We start from the raw sequence: 26,018 nt of genomic DNA on the forward strand, positions 1-26,018 counted from the left end.
CATCATTTTATTGTAAAATAAACAAAGAGATTAATTAGTTAAGGGGAAAGATAATGGAAATTAGAAGGTTACGTTCATTAGAAGACGCAGAGAAATATCGCATCATAAGACTGGAATCTCTACAAAATTGTCCAGAATCATTTGTTGCTAGTTATGAGGAGGAGAAAGACTTTTCTATCGAAACATTTATGCACCAACTTCAATCAGATGGTTCTTTTACATATGGTGCTTTTGAGGAGAATCAACTCGTTGGAATCATTACGTTATATTTGGATCAGCCATATAAATTAGGTCATCGTGCACATATTGGAGCGATGTATGTTTCTTCTTCTAAAAGAAGTTTAGGTGTTGGAAAGGTTTTAATGGAAGAAGCTATAAGAAAAGCTAAAAGTATTGAGGGAATCGAGCAAATCTATTTAGCGGTAGTTTCCACGAATGAACCAGCAAAAAAACTTTATTCCACACTGGGATTTACCGTTTTTGGCACAGAGAAGAAAGGATTACGAGTAGATCACGATGTTTATTATGATGTAGACTTTATGATTTTGTTTTTATAATGATCTTGGATGAATCATCACATTAAAGTAAAAGGAAGGGTTGGGTGAAACATGATGAAAGATAAATGGAATACGTTATACATATTTATTATTGGAGTTATTTCTATTTATACGCAGGAACTTGTAACATTTTTAATGTTAGGGTTTATATTAATAGCTTTAAATAATATCCACAGGACATTGAAGGAAATATTAAAAGTGAAAAAGAATGAATCCAAAACAGAATAGTTTGTTGTTTTTTTCTAAAAAAGGATAGGAAGGATACTACGTTTCTGGAATGCAAAGCTCTGATACAAAGAGTATCTGTATATACAAATGATTTTGCTTTTTGGGGAGGCATTATTATTGGGAAAGATGATTCAACTCTTCTTCTTTTCATTTTTATTCTTAGTTTTATTAAACGGGTGTCAATTTAATAATGAAAAAGAAGATCTATTTGAATTTAAAGATTCGTTTGTTGGTGATAATAGTTCGATAGGGAGCATTATTAATCAATTGCCGAGTGGTGAATATGTTAAAGGCTTTAAATTGGAAACCAATGACGAGCCTTATGGGATCATTATAAATTATGAAGGTATAGAAGCGGAAGAAATTGAAAAAACGTATAAAGAAACAGCTATTTACAATGCAAGCTTTATATTTGCTTTGGTTCAAAATGCAGAGTGGGTTACATTTCGTTTCGATCACAAGGAATATAAGCTAAAAAAAGAAGAACTACAAAATTGGTATGGGGAAGAGTTGCGTAATTTTACGAGTGAAGATGAACTAAGAAAATTAACGCAAGAATATTTAAAAGACGAAAATAAAGTAAACGAGTTTTTCAAGTAACAAGGTGAAACAGGGGGACGGTTCTAAGTGTTTCATAGATGGCATCTATACAATGAGTACATTTGGTTAAACTGGAAAAAATTTTGAAACAAGAGAACCGTCCCCCTGTTTCAAAGGAGGGATTTTCATGGAACTGATAGAAAAGGCTATTGGATTTGCGGCGAAAGCCCACCAAAACCAGGCTAGAAAAGGAACGGACATTCCTTATATCACACACCCTTATGCGGTTGGGATGCTTTTACAAAAAGCGGAGTGTTCAGAAGAAGTGATTGCTGCGGGGATCTTGCACGATACACTTGAGGACACCGAAACCACTTTAACCGATTTGATTGAAGCGTTTGGTGTACATATCGCAATTCTTGTTCAAGCTGCCACTGAAATTGACAAAAGACAGCCATGGGAAGTAAGAAAACAACATACCATTGATAAGTTAAAAGAGGCTTCTATTGAAGAAATTCAGGTCATTGTCGCTGATAAATTACATAACTTGAGATCAATCCGAGCGGATCTTAATCTACATGGGGATTCCATATGGCAACGATTCAATCGCGGTAAACGGGATCAGCACTGGTACTACGCTAGTATTGTGAAAAGCCTATCACCTAGAAAAAATGAGTTCAACTTAATACTAGAATTGGAAGAGGAAGTAAAAGGAGTTTTTGGCACTTTAGATATTCTTTCTGAACAAGAGATTTCCTTTTTGTTTTCGTGTGCTTATCTTCATGTTGATCATGATTTACAGGAAAGATTGGAATCTAAGCAATTACACCGTTTTGCAGAGGAATTGATGGAGGAAGCGGAGAATCTATATCGGAATCAAGATGAGCGTATCACGGAAAAATTAAATGAACTTCAATCAAGAGGAATCGAGTTTCAATCAAATTCAGAAGGACCATTCATTCTTACTTCGTTTTGTATGGCATTTCAACATAAAATGCAATGGTCGGATCAAGAGTTATTTAAACAGGTTAAGAACAACTTATCATTGTTGTAAATTTACTATTGTCATTGATTTAATAAATATTAGGTGGAGAGAATCGTGAGAAAAAGTATGGCTGTTATACTTGGGTGTTTAATTTTAGCTATTCTAATTTACGGTCAAGATATCGCTTATTTTTTAAATGAAAATTCCCCTGAAATACCGCCAATTCAATACTTAACGGTTTTAACGATTATAAGCTTATTTTTCTTTTTAAGTTCTCTTTTCTTAACCTATTTGCTCTACAAGAAAAAAAGAGTGAAATGGGAGAAATACGGTTTGCTTTTTTCAATCCCTTTTGTCATAGGATTCCTTACCTCTTGGTGGTCAATATTTGTTTTAGCTATGTGGTGGGGGTAATGTGTAGAGGGCAGCCTAATCCACTATAGCATTAACAGAGGAGGAGACAGCCCCTTTTCTTCTTGTTTTAAGTCGGAAATTTTTCCGGGTTCATCGTTAAATAGATTTCGTTGATGGTTTGATTACAAATATAGAAGCTGATGATACTATGAAGTTTGTCGTTCAAATATATGATGATAGCGGGTTGAGCGTTGACATTTTTGATTTCGAAATAAAAGTCTGTATCAGTCTTTTTGCTGATTCCGTATAAAAAAGCCAAGACGTGGGATGGAGATTCGATTGGACGAATAGCGGCCTTGACCTTTCCTCCACCATCCGAATAGAGCGTAACTTTATCCGATAACAGTTCTAATATGACGTTGGTATTATGAGTCTGAAAGGCTTGGATAAATCGATCAATGATGGCTTTGTTTTTCTCATAGTTTAAACTCTCCCCCTTGATATGCGAGATTTTCTGTTTTGCCCGGCTCACCATTTTCCTGCAGTTCTCCTCTTTCTTTTCAATGATGTGACTAATCTCCAGGTAGGAGAAATGAAAGATTTCTCTTAAAAGGAGGGTAGCTCGTTCATCGGGTGTCAAATGCTCCATCATCCGTAAATAGGCAATACTCAACCCCTCTTTTTGAATAAGCACTTCAGACGGACCAAAGTGGGCTACGTTCTCTAGGAATAGGGGCTCGGGATTCCATGGACCTACATACTGTTCCCGTTTGTACCGTGCAGACTTTAATACATCAAGACAGCGGTTCGTCATGATCTTGCAGAGGTATGATTTCTTATTATCAATCTGGCTGTCATTGATTTGGTATGCTTTTAAAAAAGTATCTTGTACAAGATCTTCTGCTTCGGCAACTGAACCTAACATTCGATAGCCGATGGAGAATAATAAGGGTTTAAACTTTATATAATCTTCATTGCTAATTTGCAGGTGATTCACCTCTTTTTTTCTAGAATTTCTTGGGCGGCCTGTAGCCCGCTTGTAACAGCGCCTTCAGCTAAAATCGAGTGAGGAGAAGCCCAGTCTCCCGCTATATATAATCCGGGGATCTCTGTTTTAGAACGGAGCAGTTGTTTCTCATCTCCTATTTGAGGGAAGCGCTGATTTACGATTAGACGCGGAATATAGCGACTTGTAATCTGGTATTTTTGCCAGTCCGGTTGTAGTTTTTCTAGAAATTGATGCAGCTCCTTTTGTACTCTTTTCCCATCTATGTGTTCATCTGGGTGGTGATATTTAAACAGATGTAGAACTATGCTTTTTCCATCGTCAGAAAGTTTGGCAACATTTGAATGGACAGAATAATACAGTGGGTCTGACAGGTTCATGGCAAATAATCTCTTTGGATTCGGAAGCTGAGATAAGGCAACATCAAGTGTCGAACCGGTAACAGGTATGGTATTGGTAAAAAAACTACTTTTCAGGCAATGGACCATGTTTGGAAGTTCGTTCGGTGCCGATGTATAAATCACATGTTTTCCGAGAATGTCCTTACCATCTGATAAAACCAGTCGAATCTGCTGTTCCTCTGCGATGATTTGTTTTACAACAGTATGCGTTTGAACCTTTACACCTGAGCTGACTGCACGATTATGGAGTTGATCAACCAGCGACTGCCAGCCGCCATCAAGATAAAGGACTCCGCCCATTACAGCCTTCATATGCGAAACCATTATTTTTGCGCTCACTTTTTCTGGTGCGTGGCAATATGTCGCTAGCCTACCTAATAGGTAGAGTAATGACTGAACTTTATCTGATTTTGCTATTTGTTTAACCCATTGTTGAAATGTTTGGTTGGTCAATTTTTCGGAATCCATGTTCGTCATTTTAAATAAAACTTTGACCCATTCCATCCGTTCCTTTCCATTTAATAGATTAGTAGAAAAAAACCCTAAAGGAGTAAAAGGGGCGGAATATTCAATCTGGTTTTCAATGAGAACACCTCCTAATTTCGGTGATTTCCCGTGAAAACGAATACCCATTTCTTCGAGAATGGTTTTCGCTTTTCCTTTTTTATAAAAGGCATGAGGCCCTAAGTTGAAATATTGACCATGTATTCTATTTGTTCTCGCCCTACCGCCAACATCTTTTCCTTTTTCGAGGATGACGATCGATCCTTTTCTTTTTGCTAACGCATTTGCCGCCACATAACCTGCTAAACCACCACCAACAATGACGACATCCCACATTTGAGTCATCAAGAAAACCTCCTATACCTAATATTTCACACTTAAGACGATGGAGAGAAGAGATTTGTGACAGTGAAACACGATGAAAAAGGAAAAAGGGTTCAATTCCCCAAGCTGTTAAAGTATTAACACAGCAGGGGAATGAACCCTTTTTCTCTTAACTTTCATACGCCTTCACTAATTCAGCGATATTAAATTTTTTCATTTTAAGAAAAGCTTCTGTTACTTTTGCCAGTTTTTCCGGATCCTTTTCTTCCATGATTTTATTCATAATCGAGGGGTTAATTTGCCAGGATAATCCGAATTTGTCCTTCAGCCAACCACATTGCTCGGCTTCAGGAAATGCAGATAATTTTTCCCAATAATAATCGATTTCTTCTTGTGTATCACAGTTGACCAAAAAAGAAATCGCTTCGTTAAATGTAAAAGGGTGCTCGTGCGCACTGTCCATTGCTGTAAAGTTTAGATTTTCAAGGGTGAATGCTCCTTGCATGATCGTTCCCGGTTTATCAGGTGCTGCATTTTCCCCATACTTAATGATATTTCCAATCGTAGAATGTTGGAAGACGCTCGTATAATGGTTAATCGCTTCTTCAGCTTTTCCGCATTGTTCACCTACAAACAGAAGGGCAGGGGTGATTTTTTGTTTGATCTCAACATCCCCCATATACATAATCTGCCATGAAAGGCCGTATCGGTCATTCAACCAACCATATTTTTCACTAAATGGATATTCACTTAAAGGCATGAGAGCTACGCCACCATCAATCAGTTGTTCCCATAAACGATCCACCTCATCTACTGTGTTACAAGCGATAACAAAGGATACCGCTGGTGTGAATTTAAAATAAGGTCCAGCGGAAAGTAACATAAATTCTTGTCCAGCCAATTCAATTGTAATCAATTCAACCGTTCCTGACGGCGTACTATGTAAAACCGTTTTATCCCTTAGTTTGGAATCCTCAAACAAGGACATATAGAATTGCGAAGCTTCATCAGCTTCCTGATCAAACCATAAATGTGGAATAATTTTTTGCATAAAAAATCCTCCTCGATAATTGAAACAGAGGGACGGTTCTCAGTGTTTCATAGATGGTATGCATACATTTAATGCTAGCATAATCTCTTTGTTTATCTTTTTTGCAAAAAAGACAAAACGGATGGAACAGGAGAACCGTCCCCCTGTTTATTATGATCTCCCTATTATAGGAAAAATATCTTTTTTATCTTGAACAAAGTCAATGTTAGAAGTTGTCCACTTTTTTAGGTAACTCTAGAAAGTATATAACACTAGACGATAATTGTTACAGTTAAAAGTGCTATACTTATATCATTCTTTTGGAATATTTATAAAATGAGGTGTAAGAATTGGGGAGAAGAATCGTTATTTATCTGACTGGCTTGGCGACTACTGCGTTGGGGATTGCCTTAATTATCCTCTCTTTTGTCGGGGCAGGTCCGTGGGATGCAGTCGCAACCGGATTAGCGAATCATCTGGGGTTAACGATTGGAACATGGTCGATTATTTCCCAAATTGCATTCACATTGATTACTTGGTTACTAGAAAAAACTAGATTTAGGATTGAATCCATGATTCCTATTGCGATCAGGAGCTTTTTCTTAGATATTTGGATTTATGTTGTTTTGGCGAACGTTGACTTTTCATTTTCGTGGGTATTTCAATGGTCTGCTTTTACCATGGGTCTGATTCTAGCGGGAGTTGGGATGGGAATCTATATGGAGGCCCGCTTTCCAAAAACACCGATCGATGGATTAATGGTTGCGTTAAGTCAAAAATGGAACTGGAGTCTAAACAAATCAAGAATGAGTATTGAGATTACGGGTGTGATCTTAGGATTTTTATTAAGTGGACCAGTAGGATTTGGGACCATCGTAACCGCATTATTTTTAGGAAGAATCATTCAATTTTCTAATGCTAAAGTTAAAAAGCTATTAAGCACTCAAACTGATACCGTAGAAATTCAAGCGTAGTGAAACAGGGGGACGGTTCTAGGCGTTTCATAGATGCTATGCATCTAGAAAACGCTAGAATCGACTCCCTGTTCATTTTTTTAGATGCGTTAAAAAACAAATAAAACATGAGTAAGATTCCTATAATAAACAATAAAAATTTATTGATAATCAATAAATTTTGTTTTAAGATAGAAATATAATAATTCATTTGCAATGGAGGGAATGATGATATGAGTCTCATTTTATTAATGGGTATGATTGGAATCTTACTCGTTCTTTTTTTAAAAAGACCAATAATCGATACAATCGCTAAAGATAATAAGATAGTGTATAAGTTCCAAAATGCAAATTGGTTTCAAAACCATTGGTTATCTGGACTATTCTTGTTTGGTCTGAACGCAGTTTTATTCTTTTCAACTGTTCTTATTCTCTATTTGTTTATGTTTTTATTTATCCCGTTCGTTCATTTTTTTGTTATGTTATTAGCTGTCATGATAAGCATCTATGTCTGGATAATCATTCATAAGTCTTGGAAAGGGACAAAAAGGAACCGTTTAAAGCTTGGAGCGGTAGGAAGCAGTTTTTATCTTTTCTTAACCATGATGTTTGTATTTTGGTTAGTTACTTTGACGCCATCTTATCCTGGCGATGATACATTCATGGGTGCCGTTGGATTAGTATTTGCTATGATCGTGACCTCTATGGCATTTGTTACATGTATGGTTATAACAGGTTTTTCGAAAGCTTAAAATTGCTGGATATTTTTTACAGAACTTCCCGAACGAGAAAGCTCACTGCTTCAGCTGTGTAAGTAGTTAAGATGAACTAAACCATCATTTTATATTCCCTTTTTATTATCAGAAACATTAACTTTCAATGGTTATCAAAATAATGAAATGGTAGTAGTTAGATAAATCCAAACCTGTGAAAATAAGTAATCAAACGACTATAATAAATGGTAGCTGAACCACTAAAAAATGAATGTAAATTGCAATTTAAATAATGGGGGTTAAATGAAAATGACAAAAGAGGCTTTATTAATTGTGGATATGAGTAATGATTTTGTAGCCGATCATGGAACATTAACGGTTGGGAAACCTGGGCAAGAAATCGTGCCTTATATTAAACATTTGGCAACAAGATTTTTAGCGGAGGGAAATGTCGTTGTCGTATCGATGGATGCCCATCAACCAGATGACCCACATTTTGAATTATGGCCACCACATAATATTGTAGATACTGAAGGTCAGCAATTGTATGGGGAATTAAATGATTGGTTTGAAACTCATAAAGAGCATGAAAATGTCATCTATTCACCGAAAACGAACTATAATGCATTCTTTCAAACCGATTTAGCTGAAAAATTAAGAGGTTCAGGAGTAGAAAAGGTTCATATTGTTGGAGTTACTACGGATATTTGTGATTTTTTAACCGTAGCAGGAGCCGATGCAGAAGGATTTAAAACAACCATTCATCGACGAGGGGTCGCTACATTTACGGACCTTGGAGACACAATGCTTAACCATATGAAACGTTGCTTCCATACTGAAGTAATCGAATAATGGAGGGGGCTATTGATCTCTCTTCAATGCAGACAGAAGTAGGTCCTCCAAATATGATCCTGTTAACCTAATTAAACTTATATTTATTCAATATACATTCGGCATTTGATCAATCCGGGTAATGCAATCTAAAGCGCCAGGCACTATCCCATTTGGAAGTGCCTGTCCCCTTTTTTCATCACGAAAAGGTTGGAAAATAGAATTTATTTTATCAAAGCGGCTGGTAATGTAGACTGGTCGCTTCTATAGAATTATAGATCATCTCCTTCTCCGAGGCGGATGACACGAGAAGTTCCATGATGTCCTTTTGTCACGTTTCTAGTATCAAAAACAAGTGAAGCATGGTTTAAGATTTTGTCCAGTGGAATAACAGAATGGTCGGTTAATATGAGAACGCAATCCATTTCACTTAACATGTCTTTTGTAAGATCTGTATTCGTAAATAAGTCTTGTCCAATATATATTGAGGGAATATAGGGGTCATGATAGCGGACGGAAGCCCCTTTTTGTTTGAGTTGCTTGATAATTTTTAAAGCCGATGAGTCTCGTGTATCTGCTACATCTTTTTTATAGGTAATCCCATAAATAAGAATTTTGGCTGTTGATAGAGAATGTTTAGGTTTTATAAGCTCATCTGTGCGGCTTACGATATAGTCGATCATCTTTTGGTTTGTCCGATCCGATAACGTGATAAATTCACTATTTGTCCCGATTTGCTGAATCTTCCATTGGAGGTACAAAGGGTCAACTGGAATACAATGACCACCTATACCGGGACCGGGATAAAATGGGGTATATCCGTACGGCTTTGAAGCAGCAGCCCCGATTACCTCCCAGATATTAACCTTTAATTGATCACAAAGAATGGCCATCTCATTTATAAAGGAAATATTAACAAAACGGAACGTATTTTCAAGAAGCTTGGTTAACTCGGCCGCTTCCGTTGAGGAAACGGGAACAACTTTTTCGTAAATATTCTGGTAAAAGGATAATGCCTTCTCTTTACATTTATTTGTAATTCCTCCGATTACCTTCGGGATCTCTTCAACAAGAAATTGAGTATTCCCGGGGTCAATTCTTTCGGGTGAATTGGCTAGGAAGAAATCGATGCCAACGTGTAACCCACTTTTTTCAAGAATAGGCAATAATACTTCCTTTGTTGTGCCAGGAAAAGTTGAGCTTTCTAATATAATGAGCTGCCCTTTCTGAAGTCTCTTTTGTATTTCCATGCCTGCACTGATGATAAAGCGCAAATCCGGTGTTTTTTGTTCAGTTAGAGGAGTAGGTACACAAATAATAATACAGTCCACTTCTTTTATTTCATCAAAATTAGTAGTTGCATGGAAATGACCACTATCTATAACTTTCTTTATCGCATTGTCACTAATATCTCCAATATAACTTTTAGAATTTTGAAGCTTAGTTACTTTACTCTGATCTAAATCAACTCCCGTAACATTCCCCCCTTTTTCTGCAAGCATGACAGATAACGGAAGACCGACAAACCCTAAACCAATAACAGCGATTTTCTCATTTTTTCTCGGTGAATCATCAATGTTCATTATATTTACTCCCCGCTCTCTAAAAAAAGAATTCCTTTTAAACTATGCACTGTGCCAGAGAATGGAGTGGACAAACCACTATTTCTATAAAAATTTTAAGTTTTGATATGAAAAGAAAATACCTTGTATGGATCAGGCAAGAAGTATTCGCTAGGATAAAAAATTAAAAATAGAAATGAATAATGGTTTCTAGCCGTTCCACAGCGAAAAGACGAGTCATAGGTTATGGTGAAATAAATTTAATACCTGTATCTAATTATGCGAATCCGTTTTTTCTGCTTTTCTCTAGCAATAGCAGTGAAATAAGGGCATGGAAGAATCTCACATTGGCACTGTTAAAAGAAGATACGCTAACCATTTTTATAAACAGCATAAATGATATAGAGATGAGGGGGAAAAGATGATTAACTTAGTGGATTTAAGACGTCAATTTCAAAGCGTTAAACATGAGATTCTAAAAGGAATCGATGACGTGATTGAAAGCGGGCAGTACGTATTAGGATCAAAAGTCAAGGAACTAGAGGAGAAAGTAGCGAAAAGGCTCGGTGTCTCTGACGCTGTTGCTGTTGCAAATGGTACAGATGCTCTTGTTCTTACACTTGAAGCCTATGGAATTGGTAAGGGGGATGAGGTCATTACTACACCTTTTACTTTCTTTGCGAGTGCTGAGGCTATATCGCGTGTTGGAGCCGTTCCTGTTTTTGCGGATATTAATCTGGTTACCTACAATATTGATCCGTCTGAAATTGAGAAAAAAATTACCTCAGCTACAAAAGCAATCATTCCAGTCCATTTATTTGGACATCCCGCTGATATGGATAACATAAACAAGATTGCTAAAAAACATGAACTTTTGGTAATTGAAGATGCCTGTCAAGCGTTTGGGGCTTCTTATAACAATAAGAAGGTGGGGAGTTTAGGAGATGCTGCATGTTTCTCATTTTTCCCAACAAAAAACCTAGGGACTATGGGTGACGGAGGAATCATTACAACTTCAGATGGAGTATTGGCTGATAAAATCAGAAAACTTCGCACACATGGAACAACGAAGAAATATTATCATGACCAGATCGGTTATAATAGCCGCCTTGACGAAATGCATGCTGCGATCTTGCTTGTAAATCTCACGAAAATAGATGAATGGAATCAAGCAAGGAGAAGATTTGCCCAACGCTATAGACAGCAACTTGGGAATACGTCACATTTAAAATTGCCGACCGAAGCCGATGATTGCTATCATATTTACCACTTGTTTTGTATAGAGTCAGAGCATCGTGAAGAAATAACGGAGGCACTATTGAACGCAGGAATTCAAACTGGAATTTATTATCCGCGTTGTCTACATTTACAAGAAGTATACTCTTCACTGGATTATAAAGAAGGGGATTTCCCAATAGCTGAAGCTTTATCAGAAAAGCTTTTTGCCATTCCCATGCATCCGTTTTTATCAGAGAGTGAACAGGATCAAATTATTTCCATACTACAGCAAAAGGAAGGGAACTAAATGGTCGTTCGATTTGGATTGATTGGCTGCGGTTATATTTCAAAAAAACATTTACAGGTACTGGCAGTCTGTAAGGGTGCACGGCTGGATGCACTTAGTGATCTTCAAGAGACCAGAATTGAAGAAGCGAAAAAATATTATCAAGAATATTCAAGTGATCCCCATCCTATCAAGTATTATCAAAATTATATAGAAATGCTATCAGACCCACAGCTCGACGCTGTTATAATCTCTTCCTTTTCTGGACTTCATGCGGAGATGGCTAAAGCAGCGCTTCTTTCCCAAAAACACGTTGTTCTTGAAAAGCCAATGGCTTTGTCTATCGAAGAAGCCAATGAACTCATTGCATTGGCACAAAAACAGCAAAAAGAGCTTATGATTTGTCACCAGCTCCGTTTTCGGCCGTTGATGCAAAAAGTCAAAAGGATTATGGAGGAAAGAAAGATCGGAAAACCTATTTTAGGCGTTGCTTCAATTCGAATTAACCGGTCACCGGATTATTATACTTCAGCTTCATGGAGAGGGAAATGGGCAAGTGATGGGGGAATGCTCATTAATCAAGGGATTCATGTTGTTGATTTGTTACAGTGGTTTCTAGGTGAAGTAAAAACGGTGTACGGGGAAACTGGACAGCAATCTTTTATTAAGGAAACAGAAGACGCAGCTGTAGGGATTATCAATTTTAAGAATCAGGCAAAGGGGATCGTTGAGGCCAATATTGTAACTCAGCCTAATAATCTAGGGTATTCTTTGTCCATTTTTGGTGAAAAAGGAACCATTTCTATTGAAGGACCTTCTCTTAATAAAATTTCCCGTTGGTTCATTGATGGAGAGCAAACGGACAAGGAAGAACTAGATCGTCTCGTTAGTGATGATATGGAGCAAATGTATATGTATGAAAATTTTATTGAGGCTGTAAATTCACATGATAAACATGTGTTGATTGATGGGACGGAAGGAAAAAAAGCTCTTGAAATCATTTTTGCTATTTACCAATCAGAATTGTCTAAACAGGTTGTTCACTTTCCTTTAACATCATTCGCCACATCTGAAATGATTAGAAAGGAAGGAAAATGACCATGAAACTTGGAAAAGTTGTTGTAACAGGCGGAGCGGGATTTTTAGGGTCACAGCTTGTGAGAAGGCTTCTACCTTTGTCTGACCATATATTCATTATTGATGATTTATCAACTGGAAATAGGTCGGCTGTACCTCAATCAGAACGGATAACATTTTATGAAGAAAGCATTACAAACGAAAAAATTTTGGAAGAAGTATTGCCAAAAGTTGATTATATCTTTCATTTTGCATGTAAAAATCTTGTCCTATCTGTTGAAAATTTGAATGATGACTTCGAGACGAATCTGTACGGAGGCTTCTTACTGCTTCAAAAGGCCCAGGAATACTGTAAAGGACTAAAACGGTTTGTATATGCTTCCACCACCTCTATTTATAGTCAAGCCACAATCCTACCCACACCAGAATCTTACTATGATATCAAACTTCCATATGCAGCTAGTAAATTTTCAATGGAGCATTACTGCCATGTTTATTATCAAATGTATAGGTTACCAGTAACGATTTTAAGATTTTCAAATGTATATGGTCCAGGGCAACTCGCAGCAAATCCATATTGTGGGGTAGTAGCGAAGTTCTTTGAAGCGGCAATGAATCAAAAGCCAATGATCATATTTGGTGACGGCAGCCAAACAAGGGATTTTACGTATGTTGAGGATGCCATGGATGCCGTGTTGCTGGCAGCAGTGGCAGAGAAAGCAGTGGGAACTGTCTATAACGTTGGAACGGGAATGGAGACAAGCGTCCTCGACCTTGCAAAAGAGGTTCAAAAGGCTAGCGGACATAAGGACCTTCCATTACAGTTTGAGCCAAAACGGAAAGTCGATGTTGTGCAGCGAAGAAGCATCGGGACTGAGAAAATTTTCACAGAATTGAATTGGAGAAACAAACATTCCATAGCAGAAGGGATAGCAAAAACCTACAGCTGGCTTAAAGGAGAGGAGTAAACATTGAGGATTTTCCATGGAACTACTGAAATTGCGGGGCAAATGGGAATTTTGAGCAGCGCCTTAAAAAAAAGAGGTCACGACTCCATTGGCTATAATACTTTCCATTCTTATCTAGGCTATAAAGATCATCTCATTAATACTACTCAAGAAGGACTTGAGCAAATGTGTCAGGAAATTATAGAAAATTATGATTTATTTCATTTTCATTATGGAACGACTCTCTCCCCTGACTTTACCGATTTGCCGAAAATTAAAAGAAAAAATAAGCGAATGATTATGCATCACTGGGGTAACGATGTAAGGTTTCATGAACAAGCAAGAATCCATAATCCTTATGTATATACGGGGGACTCACCGCCTAATGAAGTCATCCATGCCAAATTAACAAAAATCACTGCCTATATTAAAGAGGCGATTGTTCAGGACTACGAAGTGTATGATTATGTGAAAGACTATTATGATAAAGTACATGTATTGCCAATTGCTATTGACCTTGCACATTTTCAACCTCAATACCCGTCTTTACAAAAGAGAAGGCCACTCATTCTGCATGCACCCACAAATCCAGATTTTAAGGGGACCTTCTATATTGAAAAAACGATTGAGAAATTGAAAGAGGAGTATGACTTTGATTATCAACGCATCGAGAAAATGAATCATGAAGAAGTGATTAAGCTTTACGAAAAGGCAGATATAATCATTGATCAGGTTTTATGTGGATCTTACGGATTGCTCAGTGTGGAGTCGATGGCGTTAGGAAAGCCTGTTTTAACTTTTATTCGTCCTGACCTTGTTTCTTCCTTTCCTACTGATCTGCCAATTGTTAATGCCAATCCAGATAATTTATATGAACAAGTCAAAAGATTACTCGACAGCCCGGAGCTGCGCCGGGACCTTGGAGTAAAAGGGCGCCGCTATTCAGAAAAGTATCATTCACATGATAGACTGGTAGATCAATTGTTAACAATCTATTCAAACTTGAGACCCTAGTACGGGGTTCATTTACGGTGGATCCTAACGTACTTTGAGTGAGAACGGAAAAAGTTCAAATCGAATAATAAAGCATGGTCTTCCTTCGTAAAATCGAGGAAAACAATGCTTTTTTCGTATATATGATTTAACAGTTATCGATTTTTAATTAAAATGTCAAACATGAAAAGGATTGAGACCTTTACAATAGGATTCAATCCTCAGGTAATATATACCATTCTAAGCAAACTGTTCGGGGTAACTTCAAATATATTGATTGTAATAGTTGGAGAAGTCTTTATGATGGGAATGCTGCAGTTGGATAAATAGGTGTATAGGATTTTTTTATGAAAGAATAGATGAAGTCATATTCAGTACGTTGATTTTTGTATATCTCACCCATTGTTTGATTAGGAAATTGAAAAACGAGCAGGCTCTTGTCCATATATTCGTTGTATATACCGTAGTTTAAATAATCCAACAAATGGTTTTCCTTAAAAAGAATGCCTTTGCCAAAGGGAATTTGCATGCCTAGATGGAAATGCCGGGCAAATGCCGAAGCGTTACTAATCCATTTAAAGTCTGGTCCAGTTGCTCCGTAATAGTTAGGATGAGTGCAAGCGGCGTCAAACCCAAATTCCTTCCATTCCACACACCCAGTTGAGCCATACTGCTGTAGCCATAATGACAGCAGATCTTTTTCACGAATAAAGGCTGTCATTCTCTTAACAAAGATTTCATCACGGCCGTCAATAGAGGCACGTGGCCAGACAAATCCTTTAAATGTTAATTTTTCATGGAGATGTTCTGCTTTTTCCCACTTTTTCAAAAACTTTTTCACCCACCACTTTACCGCTGTAAATCTATCTTCTTCCACATTAAAATTCAACCATTCATCCTTTACTTTGCCAAATTTTGTTTGGGTAAGAATAGGATAAGGAATCGTTACCCATAAATCGGTTTTTTTCCCTTCTTCTGTATTGATTGCCGCTGCATCGAAATTATAGTTGTCCAAAAAAAGCCTCTTTAATGCTATTTCCCAATCCTTCTTTTCTGCTGTAGCTCCAAAATGAGCATACATGGGATGAATAAAATGGTTTGTTCTTCCACTGATGGGGTTGAAGATCAAACCTCTAAACATAGTATCTACCACTTCTTCATTAACTAGATAAGATTGGTACGGCTTTAAGTCCGTTACTGACCAGTTGATAATCGCACTTCCAGATTCTTCTCCACAGGGAAGCAGGCAGATATGATTTTGTACACCGATCTCTTCTGCTGTCATAAATTGATTTGTTGACAAATGAATCTCACCCTTTTTTTAGTTCTACTACAGAGTATGAGATCGCGGAATAAATGGTGAGTCTACATGTCCCTATTTATCAAGTTAAAATAACCAATTGATCTCTCGTGAATATACTATGGTGAAAGGAGAAATGTGTATGAAAATTGTACATGCCCCAACGGAAATAGCGGGACAGATGGGGACTCTCTGCAAAGAGTTGAGGAAAAATGGGCACCATGCAGTAGGGTACAACTGTTTTCACACCTATTTGAATTATAAAGGCGCTATTATCAATACAGATGCATTTGAGGTGATAAGGGAAATAGATTTCCTTTTGAAGCATACTGATATTTTTCATTTCCATAATGCCAACACTTTTATTCAGGATTTCGCCGATCTTCCACTATTGAAAGAGAAGGGGAAGAAAATGGTGATGCATCACTGGGGAAATGATGTTCGTACCGTTCAAATGGTTAATAAGTTAAATCCCTATCCTCTTCCTCCGACTTATTATACGGATGAAGAGATTCACAAGCAGCTTACAGATCTATCACAGTTCATTGATACAGCAATTGTTCAGGATTATGAAGCTTATTCTTACGTAAAAGACTACTACAAAAACGTTTTTGTCTTGCCACTCGCATGTAATATTGAAGACTTTCAAGTTTCTTATCCATCAGTCAAAAATAATAAACCTCTCATTATCCATGCCCCAACGAATCGAGCATTTAAAGGATCGGATTATATAGAATCAGCTATTAATCAAATTCAAGGCAAATGTGAGTTTACGTATCAGATTCTTGAAAAAAAGAGTCATGATGAGGCTCTTGCTATGTATAGGAATGCAGATATCATCATTGATCAGCTGCTATGTGGAACATATGGAATGTTTAGTGTGGAAGCCATGGCAATGGGTAAGCCTGTTATAGCTTTTATCAGAGATGATGTCCGCAGCAAGTTCCCGGATGCCCTGCCAATTGTACAGGCAACACCGGAAACCCTTGCTGAAGTGCTACTTGACTTAATTCAAAATCCAAAACGTCGGCATAAAATCGGAAAGGCTAGCAGACAGTATGTAGAAAATTATCATTCTGCAGAACGGGTAACAAATGAATTATTAAATATTTATAAGCAGTTATAATAAGTGAAGTTCTTTAAGCTGGAAGTGGCTTCTCTTATAGCTTATTGAGAAAAAAGGGGGACGGTGTATGATCCATGCATCAGCACAAATAGGGGAAAATGTTACGATCGGGGAGAATGTAGTAATCGAAGAAAATGTTGTAATAGGAAATGATGTATCCATCGGGCATCACGTGATTATTAAAAAAGATACTAAAATCGGGGATTTTGTGCAAATTGGGGAGCTGACGGTTCTTGGCAAACCGACGTCTTCGAATAAAAAAATGAAACGAAAGCCAGAAATGGTTCTTGATCCTTTAATAATCGAAAGTCATGTCACCATTGGCTGCAACAGTGTTATTTACCGCCATGTAAAGCTTGATACAGGGGTTTTTGTTGGAGATTTAACAAGTATCCGCGAAAAAGTTACAGTAGGAGAAGACAGCATTATCGGGCGTAACGCTATCGTGGAGACAAACACGAAAATCGGAAAGCGTGTTACCATTCAAACAGGTTGCTATATAACGGCAGATATGGAGATCGAGGATGAGGTGTTTATTGGACCATGCTGTTCATCCTCGAATGATAAGTATATGGGAATGGGGAATTTCAAGCATCAGGGACCCATTATTAAAAAAGGAGCTAAAATCGGTAACAACGCCACCTTGCTACCGGCTGTAACTATTGGAGAAAATGCGATTGTGGGGGCAGGAAGCGTTGTTACGAAGGATGTGCCTGCAAATAAAACAGTTGTTGGTAATCCGGGGAAGATTATTAAATAGCCTCATGATATAAGTACAGATAAGGATAAAAAAAGGGCACTTCAAGGAGTGGGATGCTTTATTCTTATTTTGATGATAGGGTGCTTGTGCGTTGATTAGAGAAGAAAGAATAACCATCCTTTGATAGATTTATTGTGTAAACGAAATAGATTAGTCAACGAATAAAGCCTAATTTCAGAATTAGGCTTTATTCTCTATTAATTTTGAAAACAAGTTTAATCCCAATTGATGCACCCAAAACCCTAGAATCGATTTAATATATGTAAATCACTAAAATTATACATAAAAGTTTAGATGGTATAATGGACCTGCAGGATGGTTCCTATATTTTAAAATGGAGTATTGGAGAACAAGAAAACTAGTCCTGTGTTTTCTAAAAACAGTAATTGGAGGTATTTGAATGGATAAATATATGGAACGTGCGGTTCAACTAGCGTCTGAAAATGTGCGTGCTGGAGGACAACCTTTTGGCGCAGTGCTTGTAAAAGATAATGAGATTGTAGCTGAAGGTGTGAATGAGTTACATAAAAAGTATGATGTGAGTGGACATGCAGAATTACTTGCAATCCGTCGTGCGCAGGAGAAGTATCAAACAAGTGATCTTTCTGGTTATAAGATGTATGCAAGTGGGGAACCTTGTCCGATGTGTCTAACCGCCATGTATTTTGCAGGGATTGAAATAGTTTATTACTGTGCAACTGTCGAAGATGCTGTTGAAGTGGGACTAGGAAAATCAAAAATGATCTATGAAGATCTTCAAAAAACAAAAGCAGAACGAGCCCTTTCGATGGTGCACATGCCCTTAAATAAGGAACAGGAAAATCCGATGATGCTTTGGAAGGAACGATCATAGTTCCTTAATTGTGTGGATGGATAAATGAATGCGAATTTTCAAACCTTAGCACTCCTAATGTAGAAATAAAGGACAGTTCTTGTTTATTCAATGTTATGGATTACTTTGTGTTCGATCGTGATAAAAAACACAGGGGATGGTGAAGAAAGGATCAAAACGAAAAGGTTTTTTCGAGTTTTGTCATTGTACCCGTTATGATCTAATTAGGTTTGAATTTGGAATTTTTTAATGATACAGACATAATCGAGGGGTCATGTTTTTTCTTTTTTCTGTTTTTAGCTTACTACTATTAATAATTGATGAGGCTGCCTCCAAGCATAAACAAAAAAGGAATGATCGCCAATAAAAGAGCTCCTACCACAATTGTTGAAATAGAAATTTCTTTTAAGGTAACTACATTTGACTTATAAAATCTATAAAGGATTATGCTATTAATAGGTACGTTTAATAACAAGGCTGTTCCGAGACCAGGAGCATATGTTTTCATGATTATGGTAGCCATGAGATGGGGAAAAAAGGCATTCATTATCATAGACCCTAAATATCCGATAAATCCCCATTTCAATATCGATATTTTGGGGAAAATTAAGTAAAGAAAAGAAATAAAATAGGCAAGTGCAGTTATAATGAGTACCGCAAAATGAAATTCATTTTGTGCTACTGGTTTTTGTAATGCTGCCCCAATTTGTGACCATTGGGGCAACCATAATGCTTCTTCTACATTATGAAGAGTAATCGCTAAACAAAAGAAAAAAGCATAGTAACTTTTCATTCATACCCCTCCATACCACACAATTTCTATAATTAATTCTACAAATATTCCTAAAATCCCTTTATGCTACGCAAAGTAGCACCAATGTTAACTGAAATTTCTAGTATTTTGTGAAACAAAATGATATAAAGTTCGTAATGAAAAGAACAGGGAGGAGTTCATTTTGACATTAGGTGAAAAAATAAAGGATTTTAGAATGAGAGTAGGGTTATCGCAGGAACAGTTAGCAGAAAAAATAGGGGTGTCCAGGCAGGCTATTACAAAATGGGAGAGCGATAGAGGAATTCCAGATATCAAAAACTTGCAATACTTAGCAAAGTTATTTGATGTAAGTATTGATTCACTGATTAATAGTCCGGAAGATAGTCAGGCAATCGTAATAAAAGAAGAAATTGATATTGAATCCTATGGGGTAACTGGAAAATGTCGTTCTCAGTACGATGCCGTTGTAAAAGAAAAGTATCCAAATGCTGAAATTATTTACCCTTTAATTAGAAGGAAAAAACTAAATTTTGCACAAGAAATTGTTGATTTCATTGTTCAGCCAGGTACTTTGCAAGTTGCAGATGCATTTAATGATACGTCCTCATACTATTTGGTTGAAATGGATAACAAGCATCTACTCGTACAAGAAACGAAAACCTTTATAGAGAGTAAAGAATTACATGATAAATTTGAAGGTAAGAAATGTGTTGTGGATGGCAATCTCTTCAAAAAGTTTACATACACCATTTAATAAAGGGGGCAGCCCCCCAGTCTGCAAACGTATTAATGCAGTGGGGGGGGCTAACCTCTTTTTATTATTTAAATACTATTTTTAAAAAATAAAATCATCAGTAGAATCAGAGAAGATAATAATAATTGCTAAATTATATCAATTTACAAAAAAGACTTTTCATTATATTGATATATGTTATTATATTAAAATATTAAAATATGATAATACACAAAAGGAGATGGATCTCAAAATGTCTCAAATGTTAGCTTTAGTTATCTTACTATTCATTTTATTTATTGGAGACTTTGTTTCAGTGAGAACAAAGGCATGGGTACCATCCGTGTTTGTGTGTGCGGTGTTATTTTTATTCGGATATTGGACCTTTTTTCCACAGGATATTGTTGCATTAGCGGGTATTCCATCCGTAGTTGCGACGATGATGATGTATCTATTAATTGTTAATATGGGAACATTACTATCCGTTAAACAATTATTGGCACAATGGAAAACCATCTTAATTGCGCTATCTGGTATTGTAGGGATTATCGTTGTTCTTTTTGGAGTCGGATCATTTATCTTTGATTTACAAACGATGATCGTTGCGATTCCACCATTAGTAGGAGGACTTGTATCAGCGTTAATTATGTCTGAAGGGGCTGCAAATGCAGGACTAACGAGTTTATCCGTATTTGCGATTGTTATTTATGTGATGCAAGGATTTGCGGGATATCCATTAACCTCTATTGTTTTGAAAAAAGAAGGTAAAAAACTTTTAGAACAATACCGTAATGGTCAAATAACGGTTAAAAAAGACGCGAATGAGGAAGTGGCCGCAACTTTAGAAACAGCACCAAAGCTGAAATTCATTGAAAAAATTCCTGAAAAATATAATACGGATTATTTCAAGTTTTTAAGAATAGCAGTTGTTGGCTATGTTGCTTATTTAGTTTCTACTTTATTAGCTCCATTCGTTGAAGTTAATGCGCTTGTCCTTTGCTTACTTTTCGGTGTTATTGCTAAGAGTGTAGGTTTTCTCGAAACACAAGCACTGCAAAAGGCGAATGGGTTTGGTTTAGCTATTATGGGACTTATGCTATTCATTTTCGATGGTTTAAAACATGCAACACCAGGAATGATGATGGAAATTATCACCCCGCTGATCGTTACGATTATCTTGGCGGTAATCGGTATGTATATTTTCTCTTTAATTGTAGGAAAATTACTAAAAGTCAGTAAAAACATGGCTTTCGCCGTATCTTTAACAGCTTTGTACGGATTTCCAGCTGATTATATTATTACAAATGAAGTCATCAAATCTTTAACAAAAGTTGAGAAGGAAAGAGAAGTATTAACAAGTCATATGATGCCACCAATGTTGGTCGGTGGTTTTATAACCGTAACAATCGTTTCCGTTCTTTTGGCTGGAATATTTGTATCCTTTTTATAAGAATGGAAGTTTCGAAGAGATGTCGTGTTTGGAGTTTCGGACGGAGTGAAGCAGTTAAGAGATTAACGGAGGTTGAATATATTGATACATGAAAAAATAAAAGAAGCAATAGAGCGATATAGTGAAGAATTAACGGAAATTCGTAGAAAACTGCATAGTGAGCCAGAATTATCCTGGGAAGAATACCATACAACCGAGTACGTTTCAGAATATCTAAACAAGCTCGGAATTGAGAATCAAAAAACAAATCCTACTGGAGTCATTGCTGAAATCAAGGGAGGCAAGCCAGGGAAGACGGTGGCATTAAGAGCAGATATGGACGCTTTATCTGTGGAAGAGTTAAATAAAGACCTACCATATGCTTCAAAAACGGAAGGAAAAATGCATGCATGTGGTCATGATGCGCACACTGCCATGCTCCTTATTGCCGTAAAAGCATTAAATGAAATAAAAGAAGAACTTCCAGGTAATGTCCGTTTGATTTTTCAACCTGCTGAAGAAGTCGCCACAGGTGCAAAGGAAATGGTCAAACAAGGGGCAGTTGAGGGTGTCGATAATGTTTTTGGTATGCATATTTGGTCGCAAATGCCAACGAAAAAAGTGTCTTGTTACCCAGGTCCTACCTTTGCATCAGCGGATATCTTTACGGTAACCTTTAAAGGCCGGGGAGGTCATGGAGCTATGCCTCATGACTGTATTGATGCAGCGATTGTGGCTTCGTCTTTTGTGATGAATGTACAATCTGTCGTTTCAAGAACGATTAATCCGCAAAAACCTGCTGTGTTAACCATTGGGAAAATGACCGTAGGAACACGTTTTAATGTTATTGCCGAAAATGCTGTCATTGAAGGAACGGTTCGCTGCTTTGATCCAGAAACACGTGATCATATTGAGAAGCAATTACAAGTATACGCAGAGCAAGTTGCATCCATTTATGGGGCAACTGCAGAGGTAGACTATTTCCGCGGAACTCAAGCGGTTATCAATGATGAAGAAAGTGCAAAGTTAGTTCAAAAAGTCGCTTCAAATGCATTTGGTGAAGATGTACTTTACTATGAAGAACCAACAATGGGTGGGGAAGACTTTAGTTTCTATTTAGACGAAGTACCAGGAAGCTTTGCCTTAGTAGGCTCGGGAAATCCAGATAAGGATACAGAGTGGGCCCATCACCATGGTAAGTTTAATGTGGATGAAGACGCCCTGGCAACCGGAGCAGAATTGTATGCACAATATGCTTGGGCATATCTAAATAAATAGGGACAAAATAAAGGGATCAGCCCCCTCTGCTAAAGGATTAACGCAGTTGGGGGCTGACCCCTTTTTCCTATTTTTATAGGTTCTGTAATTCATTTTCGAGTTGCTTAATTTCGTTATTTAAGGTTGTCATTTCTTCTGTTAACTTTTTCTTCATGTCTTCATTGTCTAGGTTATTCGCAAATTCATCCAATTTCTCATCGATCATTTTTTTCTTATTCGCAATAACTTCTTTAATTTGTACTTTTCTTTTTTCTACATCCATATTCTTTTTCTTGTTTTGAAGTTCATCGATTTTTTGTTGATATTGTTGGATTTGATTGTCGATGGATTCTTCTGATAACATTTTCGGTTCAGCGAAAAAGGGATCATTTAATAATGAAAAATTGCTTTTGAAAAACGGACTTGTTTCTTGGAATAATTGCTGGACGTGATCATGAAGTTTTTTAAATTCTGTTTCGATATTTGGAATCAGTTGGTTCTGACCAGTTAATTCTTTCCATGTTTGATCAAATGCAGATTGATCATTATTTTTTGTTGCTTCTTCAAGTTTTTTTCGGAAGTTATCGAACATTTTTTCATCGATGGCATTCGTTGAAAAACGATAAATCGCTCCGTTCGGGGCTTTCATCTCCAATTCTTTTTGACCATTCATCATGGATTTGAAGAAGTCTTTGTTAAAAAATGGGAACATATGAAAAACCTCCTAAATATAGTATTAATAACTGCTAAAATAATAGTTTATTCAGGTCACAGCCAATGTTTGACTTTGACTATCTTTGACCTTTCAATTATATTTTACAACTTTATCAAAAAAAGTCAATATAATATTTGATCTTTTTTGACCAAACGAATAAAGATTTAAGGAAAACGGTATGTTGGAGTGTTTGTTTCAGATTTGTAAAGAACTTATTAACAGAAAGTCATATTAAATTTAATAGGGTTTATATATAATGAAACAAGCATGGAAAGGGAGGGTAAATAGGACAATTGGATATTATTTACATTATTAAGATGATCATTATCGGATTGGTACAAGGTTTTACTGAGCCGATTCCTGTGTCATCTAGTGGGCATGTTATGATTGCGAGTGAAATTTTGGGACTTGGTGAACAAGGATTTACGTTTGCGATATTAACAAACACAGCTTCATTGCTGGCTGTTCTTTTTATTTACAGACAAGATATTGCAAGACTCGTCATCCATTCGATTCATTATCTAAAAACGAGGGAAGAACGCTATAAAAGTGACTTTCGTTTTTCTTGTTTTGTTGTCATTGGAACGATTCCTGCAGGAGTTCTTGGTGTTTTATTAAATGACTTTATTGCTGAAAATGTTAGTATGACGACGATTGCACTCATGCTTTTTGTTACAGGGATTGCGATTTGGTTCATTCGGAATATGAAAGGAACGAAAGATGATCATCAACTTACTACGAAGGATGCAATATTAGTTGGATTGGGACAAGCTGTTGCTTTAACTCCGGGAATTAGCCGTTCAGGGGCGACGATTATTTCGGCAATTGCAGTTGGAATGAAACAAGAAACTGCGCTGCGATTTTCATTTATGCTTTATATTCCTGTGAGTCTGGGCGGTGTAATCCTCGGATTTACTGATTTTATCGATGAACCCAATAAAGCTGATTTAGCAATTCCATATTTAGCTGCTTTTATTTCCACCCTTGTTATGACCTACTTTGCGTTAAAATGGTTTATGGGTATTATGAAAAGTGGAAAACTCGTCTATTTCAGTTATTATTGTTTCATCGTTGGAATTTTACTGTTCCTTTTCTTTTAATGGAACGATATTTTCCAAAAATGACAATTTTAATAGAATATGAGGGTTAAAGGAAAAGGAAAGTTTTGTAGTGATTTGACTCCCTACAGAGCCTTCCTTTTTTACAAAATCAAATAGAAAAATTGAAAATCAGTAGAGATTTATTTTTTAAAATCCGGAATAATAATAAAAAAGATTCCATACTTTTTCTTGATTTTTTAAAACCTATGATAGAGTAATCACTTCAAATTCTGATGCTAATCCAATAAATTGATCCATTCCGCTAATTTTTCCAGCTACTAGTTTCTCATTCAGCTCATAGTAGTCCACACATGTTTTACAAGCAAGAATGTCAACCCCTTTATTTTGCAGTTCTGCTAATTGAAGAGATACAAGAGATTCTTCGGTTAAAGTAAAAACGCCACGATTTACACAAAAAACAGCAACAGGCAACCCTTCCTTCTGTTTAAGAATAGTAAAGAACGTTTCTAATAAGCCTTCGCCTAATTCTTTTTCTCCTTTACCAAGCTGATCGGATGATAGTAAAATCACTTTATTTTTCAATTATTGCACCTCGCTGATTAAATTAGATATATCATTGTTATGTTTTTCACAACTTCATTTTATCATTCTATTCATTTGGTCTCCTATTCATTTAATTAATGGGAATGATAAAAAAACATCTATTTAATGAATGAAAGACGTGTAGTTAATTAACACTAGTAATGAGAGACTCACTCCCAAAGTTTATTAGTGTTTCGTCTTTATAGCATTATTATATTTGAAAGTGGATATTGACTAAGAAGGTGATCGTGTGGATGATTTACATTGGATTTGGCAGACAATCTTAATTTTTTATATAGGTCGATTTATTTTGAGGATAGCCGGAAGAAAATCAATTTCCCAGATGACCATTACTCAGGTCGTTGTCATGGTCGGGATCGGGTCGTTATTAATTCAACCCGTATCTGGTAAAGGGCTATCACGTACCTTTGGTATCGCGTTATTGATCATTATTCTAATGGTCCTAACTGAATACATAGAGATGAAGTTTGACCTTATGGAAACTATCTCAACGGGAAAAGCAAAAATGGTCATCGAAAATGGTCAAATCAACACAGAGAATTTAAGAAAACTTCGAATGTCAGTTGATCGACTTGAAACACGATTAAGGCAAGTTGGGGTGTCTTCCATTGAAGATGTAAAATACGCTACGATTGAAGTGAGTGGTCAAATCGGTTATGAATTAAAGGAAAATAAAAAAACAATGACGAAAGAAGATTTCAATTTACTCATGAATGAAATCTCTGGGCTAAAGAAATCATTGGGCGTTTATACAAATACACAATCGTTTGAAAATCAGGTAACTAATATTTTTGAAGAAGTGAAAACAAAACAATTTGAAGGAAAAAATGAGCCTTCATAAAGGACAAACATTTGTTGTAAAACGAAGAGGATAGGCTTATTTATGGAAAAGATTCGAACAAAAATTTAAGAAAGAAG

The 26,018-nt window shown here is 36.6% G+C and carries 28 protein-coding genes; 20 read left to right on the top strand and 8 right to left on the bottom strand.

The features are described 5' to 3' along the window. Positions 1 to 53: 53 nt before the first annotated feature. The 5 genes from Q5760_RS03275 (at position 54) to Q5760_RS03295 (ending at position 2,724) form a co-directional block, all read left to right on the top strand. Entirely contained in the window at positions 54 to 557 is a 504-nt protein-coding gene (locus tag Q5760_RS03275; protein ID WP_428910822.1) for an N-acetyltransferase family protein, read from the top strand. A gap of 54 nt (positions 558 to 611) precedes the next feature. After that, positions 612 to 785 carry a hypothetical protein gene (locus Q5760_RS03280; protein WP_428910823.1) on the top strand — a complete coding sequence of 58 codons (174 nt, stop codon included), beginning with the start codon at positions 612 to 614 and terminating at the stop codon, positions 783 to 785. A gap of 126 nt (positions 786 to 911) precedes the next feature. After that, positions 912 to 1,385, top strand: coding sequence for a DUF4825 domain-containing protein (locus tag Q5760_RS03285; RefSeq protein WP_428912482.1), 474 nt, complete (start codon positions 912 to 914; stop codon positions 1,383 to 1,385). 127 nt (positions 1,386 to 1,512) lie between these two features. Next, positions 1,513 to 2,379, top strand: coding sequence for an HD domain-containing protein (locus Q5760_RS03290; protein WP_428910824.1), 867 nt, complete (start codon positions 1,513 to 1,515; stop codon positions 2,377 to 2,379). 45 nt (positions 2,380 to 2,424) lie between these two features. After that, on the top strand, positions 2,425 to 2,724 hold the full coding sequence (locus Q5760_RS03295) for a hypothetical protein (RefSeq protein WP_428910825.1): 300 nt from the start codon (positions 2,425 to 2,427) through the stop codon (positions 2,722 to 2,724). A gap of 67 nt (positions 2,725 to 2,791) precedes the next feature. Here Q5760_RS03295 and Q5760_RS03300 read toward each other — a convergent pair whose 3' ends face one another. The 3 genes from Q5760_RS03300 to Q5760_RS03310 form a co-directional block, all read right to left on the bottom strand. Further along, complete coding sequence (locus tag Q5760_RS03300; RefSeq protein ID WP_428910826.1) at positions 2,792 to 3,661, bottom strand: RNA polymerase sigma-70 factor; 870 nt, start codon at positions 3,659 to 3,661, stop codon at positions 2,792 to 2,794. Then, positions 3,658 to 4,920 (bottom strand): phytoene desaturase family protein, encoded by a 1,263-nt coding sequence (locus Q5760_RS03305; RefSeq protein WP_428910827.1) that lies wholly within the window; start codon positions 4,918 to 4,920, stop codon positions 3,658 to 3,660. The genes Q5760_RS03300 and Q5760_RS03305 overlap by 4 nt, the downstream gene beginning before the upstream one ends. Before the next feature lie 148 nt (positions 4,921 to 5,068). Next, positions 5,069 to 5,950 carry a VOC family protein gene (locus tag Q5760_RS03310; RefSeq protein WP_428910828.1) on the bottom strand — a complete coding sequence of 294 codons (882 nt, stop codon included), beginning with the start codon at positions 5,948 to 5,950 and terminating at the stop codon, positions 5,069 to 5,071. Positions 5,951 to 6,279: 329 nt separating this feature from the next. Between Q5760_RS03310 and Q5760_RS03315 the strand changes: the two genes are divergently transcribed. From Q5760_RS03315 to Q5760_RS03325, 3 genes are all read left to right on the top strand, one after another. Beyond that, complete coding sequence (locus Q5760_RS03315; RefSeq protein ID WP_428910829.1) at positions 6,280 to 6,903, top strand: YczE/YyaS/YitT family protein; 624 nt, start codon at positions 6,280 to 6,282, stop codon at positions 6,901 to 6,903. A 212-nt stretch (positions 6,904 to 7,115) separates the two neighbouring features. Then, entirely contained in the window at positions 7,116 to 7,634 is a 519-nt protein-coding gene (locus tag Q5760_RS03320) for a hypothetical protein (protein WP_428910830.1), read from the top strand. Positions 7,635 to 7,904: 270 nt separating this feature from the next. Beyond that, a complete protein-coding gene (locus Q5760_RS03325; RefSeq protein ID WP_428912483.1) occupies positions 7,905 to 8,447 on the top strand; it encodes a cysteine hydrolase family protein in 543 nt (180 codons plus the stop codon). 251 nt (positions 8,448 to 8,698) lie between these two features. Here the strand turns inward: Q5760_RS03325 and Q5760_RS03330 are convergent, their stop codons facing one another. Then, positions 8,699 to 10,009 (bottom strand): nucleotide sugar dehydrogenase, encoded by a 1,311-nt coding sequence (locus Q5760_RS03330; protein ID WP_428910831.1) that lies wholly within the window; start codon positions 10,007 to 10,009, stop codon positions 8,699 to 8,701. Positions 10,010 to 10,409: 400 nt separating this feature from the next. Between Q5760_RS03330 and Q5760_RS03335 the strand changes: the two genes are divergently transcribed. The 4 genes from Q5760_RS03335 to Q5760_RS03350 are packed head-to-tail and all read left to right on the top strand — an operon-like array spanning position 10,410 to position 14,530. After that, positions 10,410 to 11,513 carry a DegT/DnrJ/EryC1/StrS family aminotransferase gene (locus Q5760_RS03335; protein WP_428910832.1) on the top strand — a complete coding sequence of 368 codons (1,104 nt, stop codon included), beginning with the start codon at positions 10,410 to 10,412 and terminating at the stop codon, positions 11,511 to 11,513. Further along, positions 11,514 to 12,590: a Gfo/Idh/MocA family protein gene (locus Q5760_RS03340; protein WP_428910833.1), complete on the top strand. Its 1,077-nt coding sequence runs from the start codon at positions 11,514 to 11,516 to the stop codon at positions 12,588 to 12,590. It abuts the gene before it with no gap. Positions 12,591 to 12,592: 2 nt separating this feature from the next. Further along, positions 12,593 to 13,537: an NAD-dependent epimerase/dehydratase family protein gene (locus Q5760_RS03345; RefSeq protein ID WP_428910834.1), complete on the top strand. Its 945-nt coding sequence runs from the start codon at positions 12,593 to 12,595 to the stop codon at positions 13,535 to 13,537. A gap of 3 nt (positions 13,538 to 13,540) precedes the next feature. Further along, positions 13,541 to 14,530, top strand: coding sequence for a glycosyltransferase family 4 protein (locus Q5760_RS03350; RefSeq protein ID WP_428910835.1), 990 nt, complete (start codon positions 13,541 to 13,543; stop codon positions 14,528 to 14,530). Positions 14,531 to 14,807: 277 nt separating this feature from the next. Here Q5760_RS03350 and Q5760_RS03355 read toward each other — a convergent pair whose 3' ends face one another. Continuing rightward, a complete protein-coding gene (locus tag Q5760_RS03355) occupies positions 14,808 to 15,812 on the bottom strand; it encodes a DUF4855 domain-containing protein (RefSeq protein WP_428910836.1) in 1,005 nt (334 codons plus the stop codon). Positions 15,813 to 15,951: 139 nt separating this feature from the next. Between Q5760_RS03355 and Q5760_RS03360 the strand changes: the two genes are divergently transcribed. The 3 genes from Q5760_RS03360 to Q5760_RS03370 all read left to right on the top strand — a co-directional run bounded on the left by Q5760_RS03360 (position 15,952) and on the right by Q5760_RS03370 (position 18,548). Next, positions 15,952 to 16,935 carry a glycosyltransferase gene (locus tag Q5760_RS03360; RefSeq protein ID WP_428910837.1) on the top strand — a complete coding sequence of 328 codons (984 nt, stop codon included), beginning with the start codon at positions 15,952 to 15,954 and terminating at the stop codon, positions 16,933 to 16,935. Between the two features lie 67 nt (positions 16,936 to 17,002). Further along, positions 17,003 to 17,695 (top strand): DapH/DapD/GlmU-related protein, encoded by a 693-nt coding sequence (locus Q5760_RS03365; protein WP_428910838.1) that lies wholly within the window; start codon positions 17,003 to 17,005, stop codon positions 17,693 to 17,695. 400 nt (positions 17,696 to 18,095) lie between these two features. Beyond that, positions 18,096 to 18,548, top strand: a complete 453-nt coding sequence (locus Q5760_RS03370) for a nucleoside deaminase (protein WP_428910839.1) — start codon at positions 18,096 to 18,098, stop codon at positions 18,546 to 18,548. A gap of 289 nt (positions 18,549 to 18,837) precedes the next feature. On the opposite strand, the gene Q5760_RS03375 is transcribed toward Q5760_RS03370, so the two are convergent. Continuing rightward, positions 18,838 to 19,320 carry an HXXEE domain-containing protein gene (locus tag Q5760_RS03375; protein ID WP_428910840.1) on the bottom strand — a complete coding sequence of 161 codons (483 nt, stop codon included), beginning with the start codon at positions 19,318 to 19,320 and terminating at the stop codon, positions 18,838 to 18,840. Positions 19,321 to 19,483: 163 nt separating this feature from the next. Here Q5760_RS03375 and Q5760_RS03380 point away from each other — a divergent pair, with 163 nt between their 5' ends. From Q5760_RS03380 to Q5760_RS03390, 3 genes are all read left to right on the top strand, one after another. Beyond that, complete coding sequence (locus Q5760_RS03380; RefSeq protein ID WP_428910841.1) at positions 19,484 to 20,056, top strand: helix-turn-helix domain-containing protein; 573 nt, start codon at positions 19,484 to 19,486, stop codon at positions 20,054 to 20,056. Between the two features lie 232 nt (positions 20,057 to 20,288). Continuing rightward, on the top strand, positions 20,289 to 21,485 hold the full coding sequence (locus Q5760_RS03385; RefSeq protein WP_428910842.1) for a hypothetical protein: 1,197 nt from the start codon (positions 20,289 to 20,291) through the stop codon (positions 21,483 to 21,485). 81 nt (positions 21,486 to 21,566) lie between these two features. Further along, complete coding sequence (locus tag Q5760_RS03390) at positions 21,567 to 22,742, top strand: M20 family metallopeptidase (RefSeq protein WP_428910843.1); 1,176 nt, start codon at positions 21,567 to 21,569, stop codon at positions 22,740 to 22,742. A 73-nt stretch (positions 22,743 to 22,815) separates the two neighbouring features. Here the strand turns inward: Q5760_RS03390 and Q5760_RS03395 are convergent, their stop codons facing one another. Next, the gene (locus tag Q5760_RS03395) at positions 22,816 to 23,433 is read right to left on the bottom strand and encodes a hypothetical protein (protein WP_428910844.1); all 618 of its coding nucleotides are present in this window, start codon (positions 23,431 to 23,433) and stop codon (positions 22,816 to 22,818) included. A 320-nt stretch (positions 23,434 to 23,753) separates the two neighbouring features. Here Q5760_RS03395 and Q5760_RS03400 point away from each other — a divergent pair, with 320 nt between their 5' ends. Then, positions 23,754 to 24,536, top strand: a complete 783-nt coding sequence (locus Q5760_RS03400; protein ID WP_428912484.1) for an undecaprenyl-diphosphate phosphatase — start codon at positions 23,754 to 23,756, stop codon at positions 24,534 to 24,536. 204 nt (positions 24,537 to 24,740) lie between these two features. On the opposite strand, the gene Q5760_RS03405 is transcribed toward Q5760_RS03400, so the two are convergent. Further along, complete coding sequence (locus tag Q5760_RS03405) at positions 24,741 to 25,079, bottom strand: DsrE family protein (RefSeq protein ID WP_428910845.1); 339 nt, start codon at positions 25,077 to 25,079, stop codon at positions 24,741 to 24,743. A gap of 250 nt (positions 25,080 to 25,329) precedes the next feature. Here Q5760_RS03405 and Q5760_RS03410 point away from each other — a divergent pair, with 250 nt between their 5' ends. Continuing rightward, positions 25,330 to 25,941, top strand: a complete 612-nt coding sequence (locus Q5760_RS03410) for a DUF421 domain-containing protein (protein ID WP_428910846.1) — start codon at positions 25,330 to 25,332, stop codon at positions 25,939 to 25,941. Positions 25,942 to 26,018 lie beyond the last annotated feature (77 nt).

The sequence above is a fragment of the Niallia sp. Kr1 genome (genome assembly GCF_050389805.1).
GTDB lineage: Bacteria > Bacillota > Bacilli > Bacillales > Cytobacillaceae > Bacillus_BD.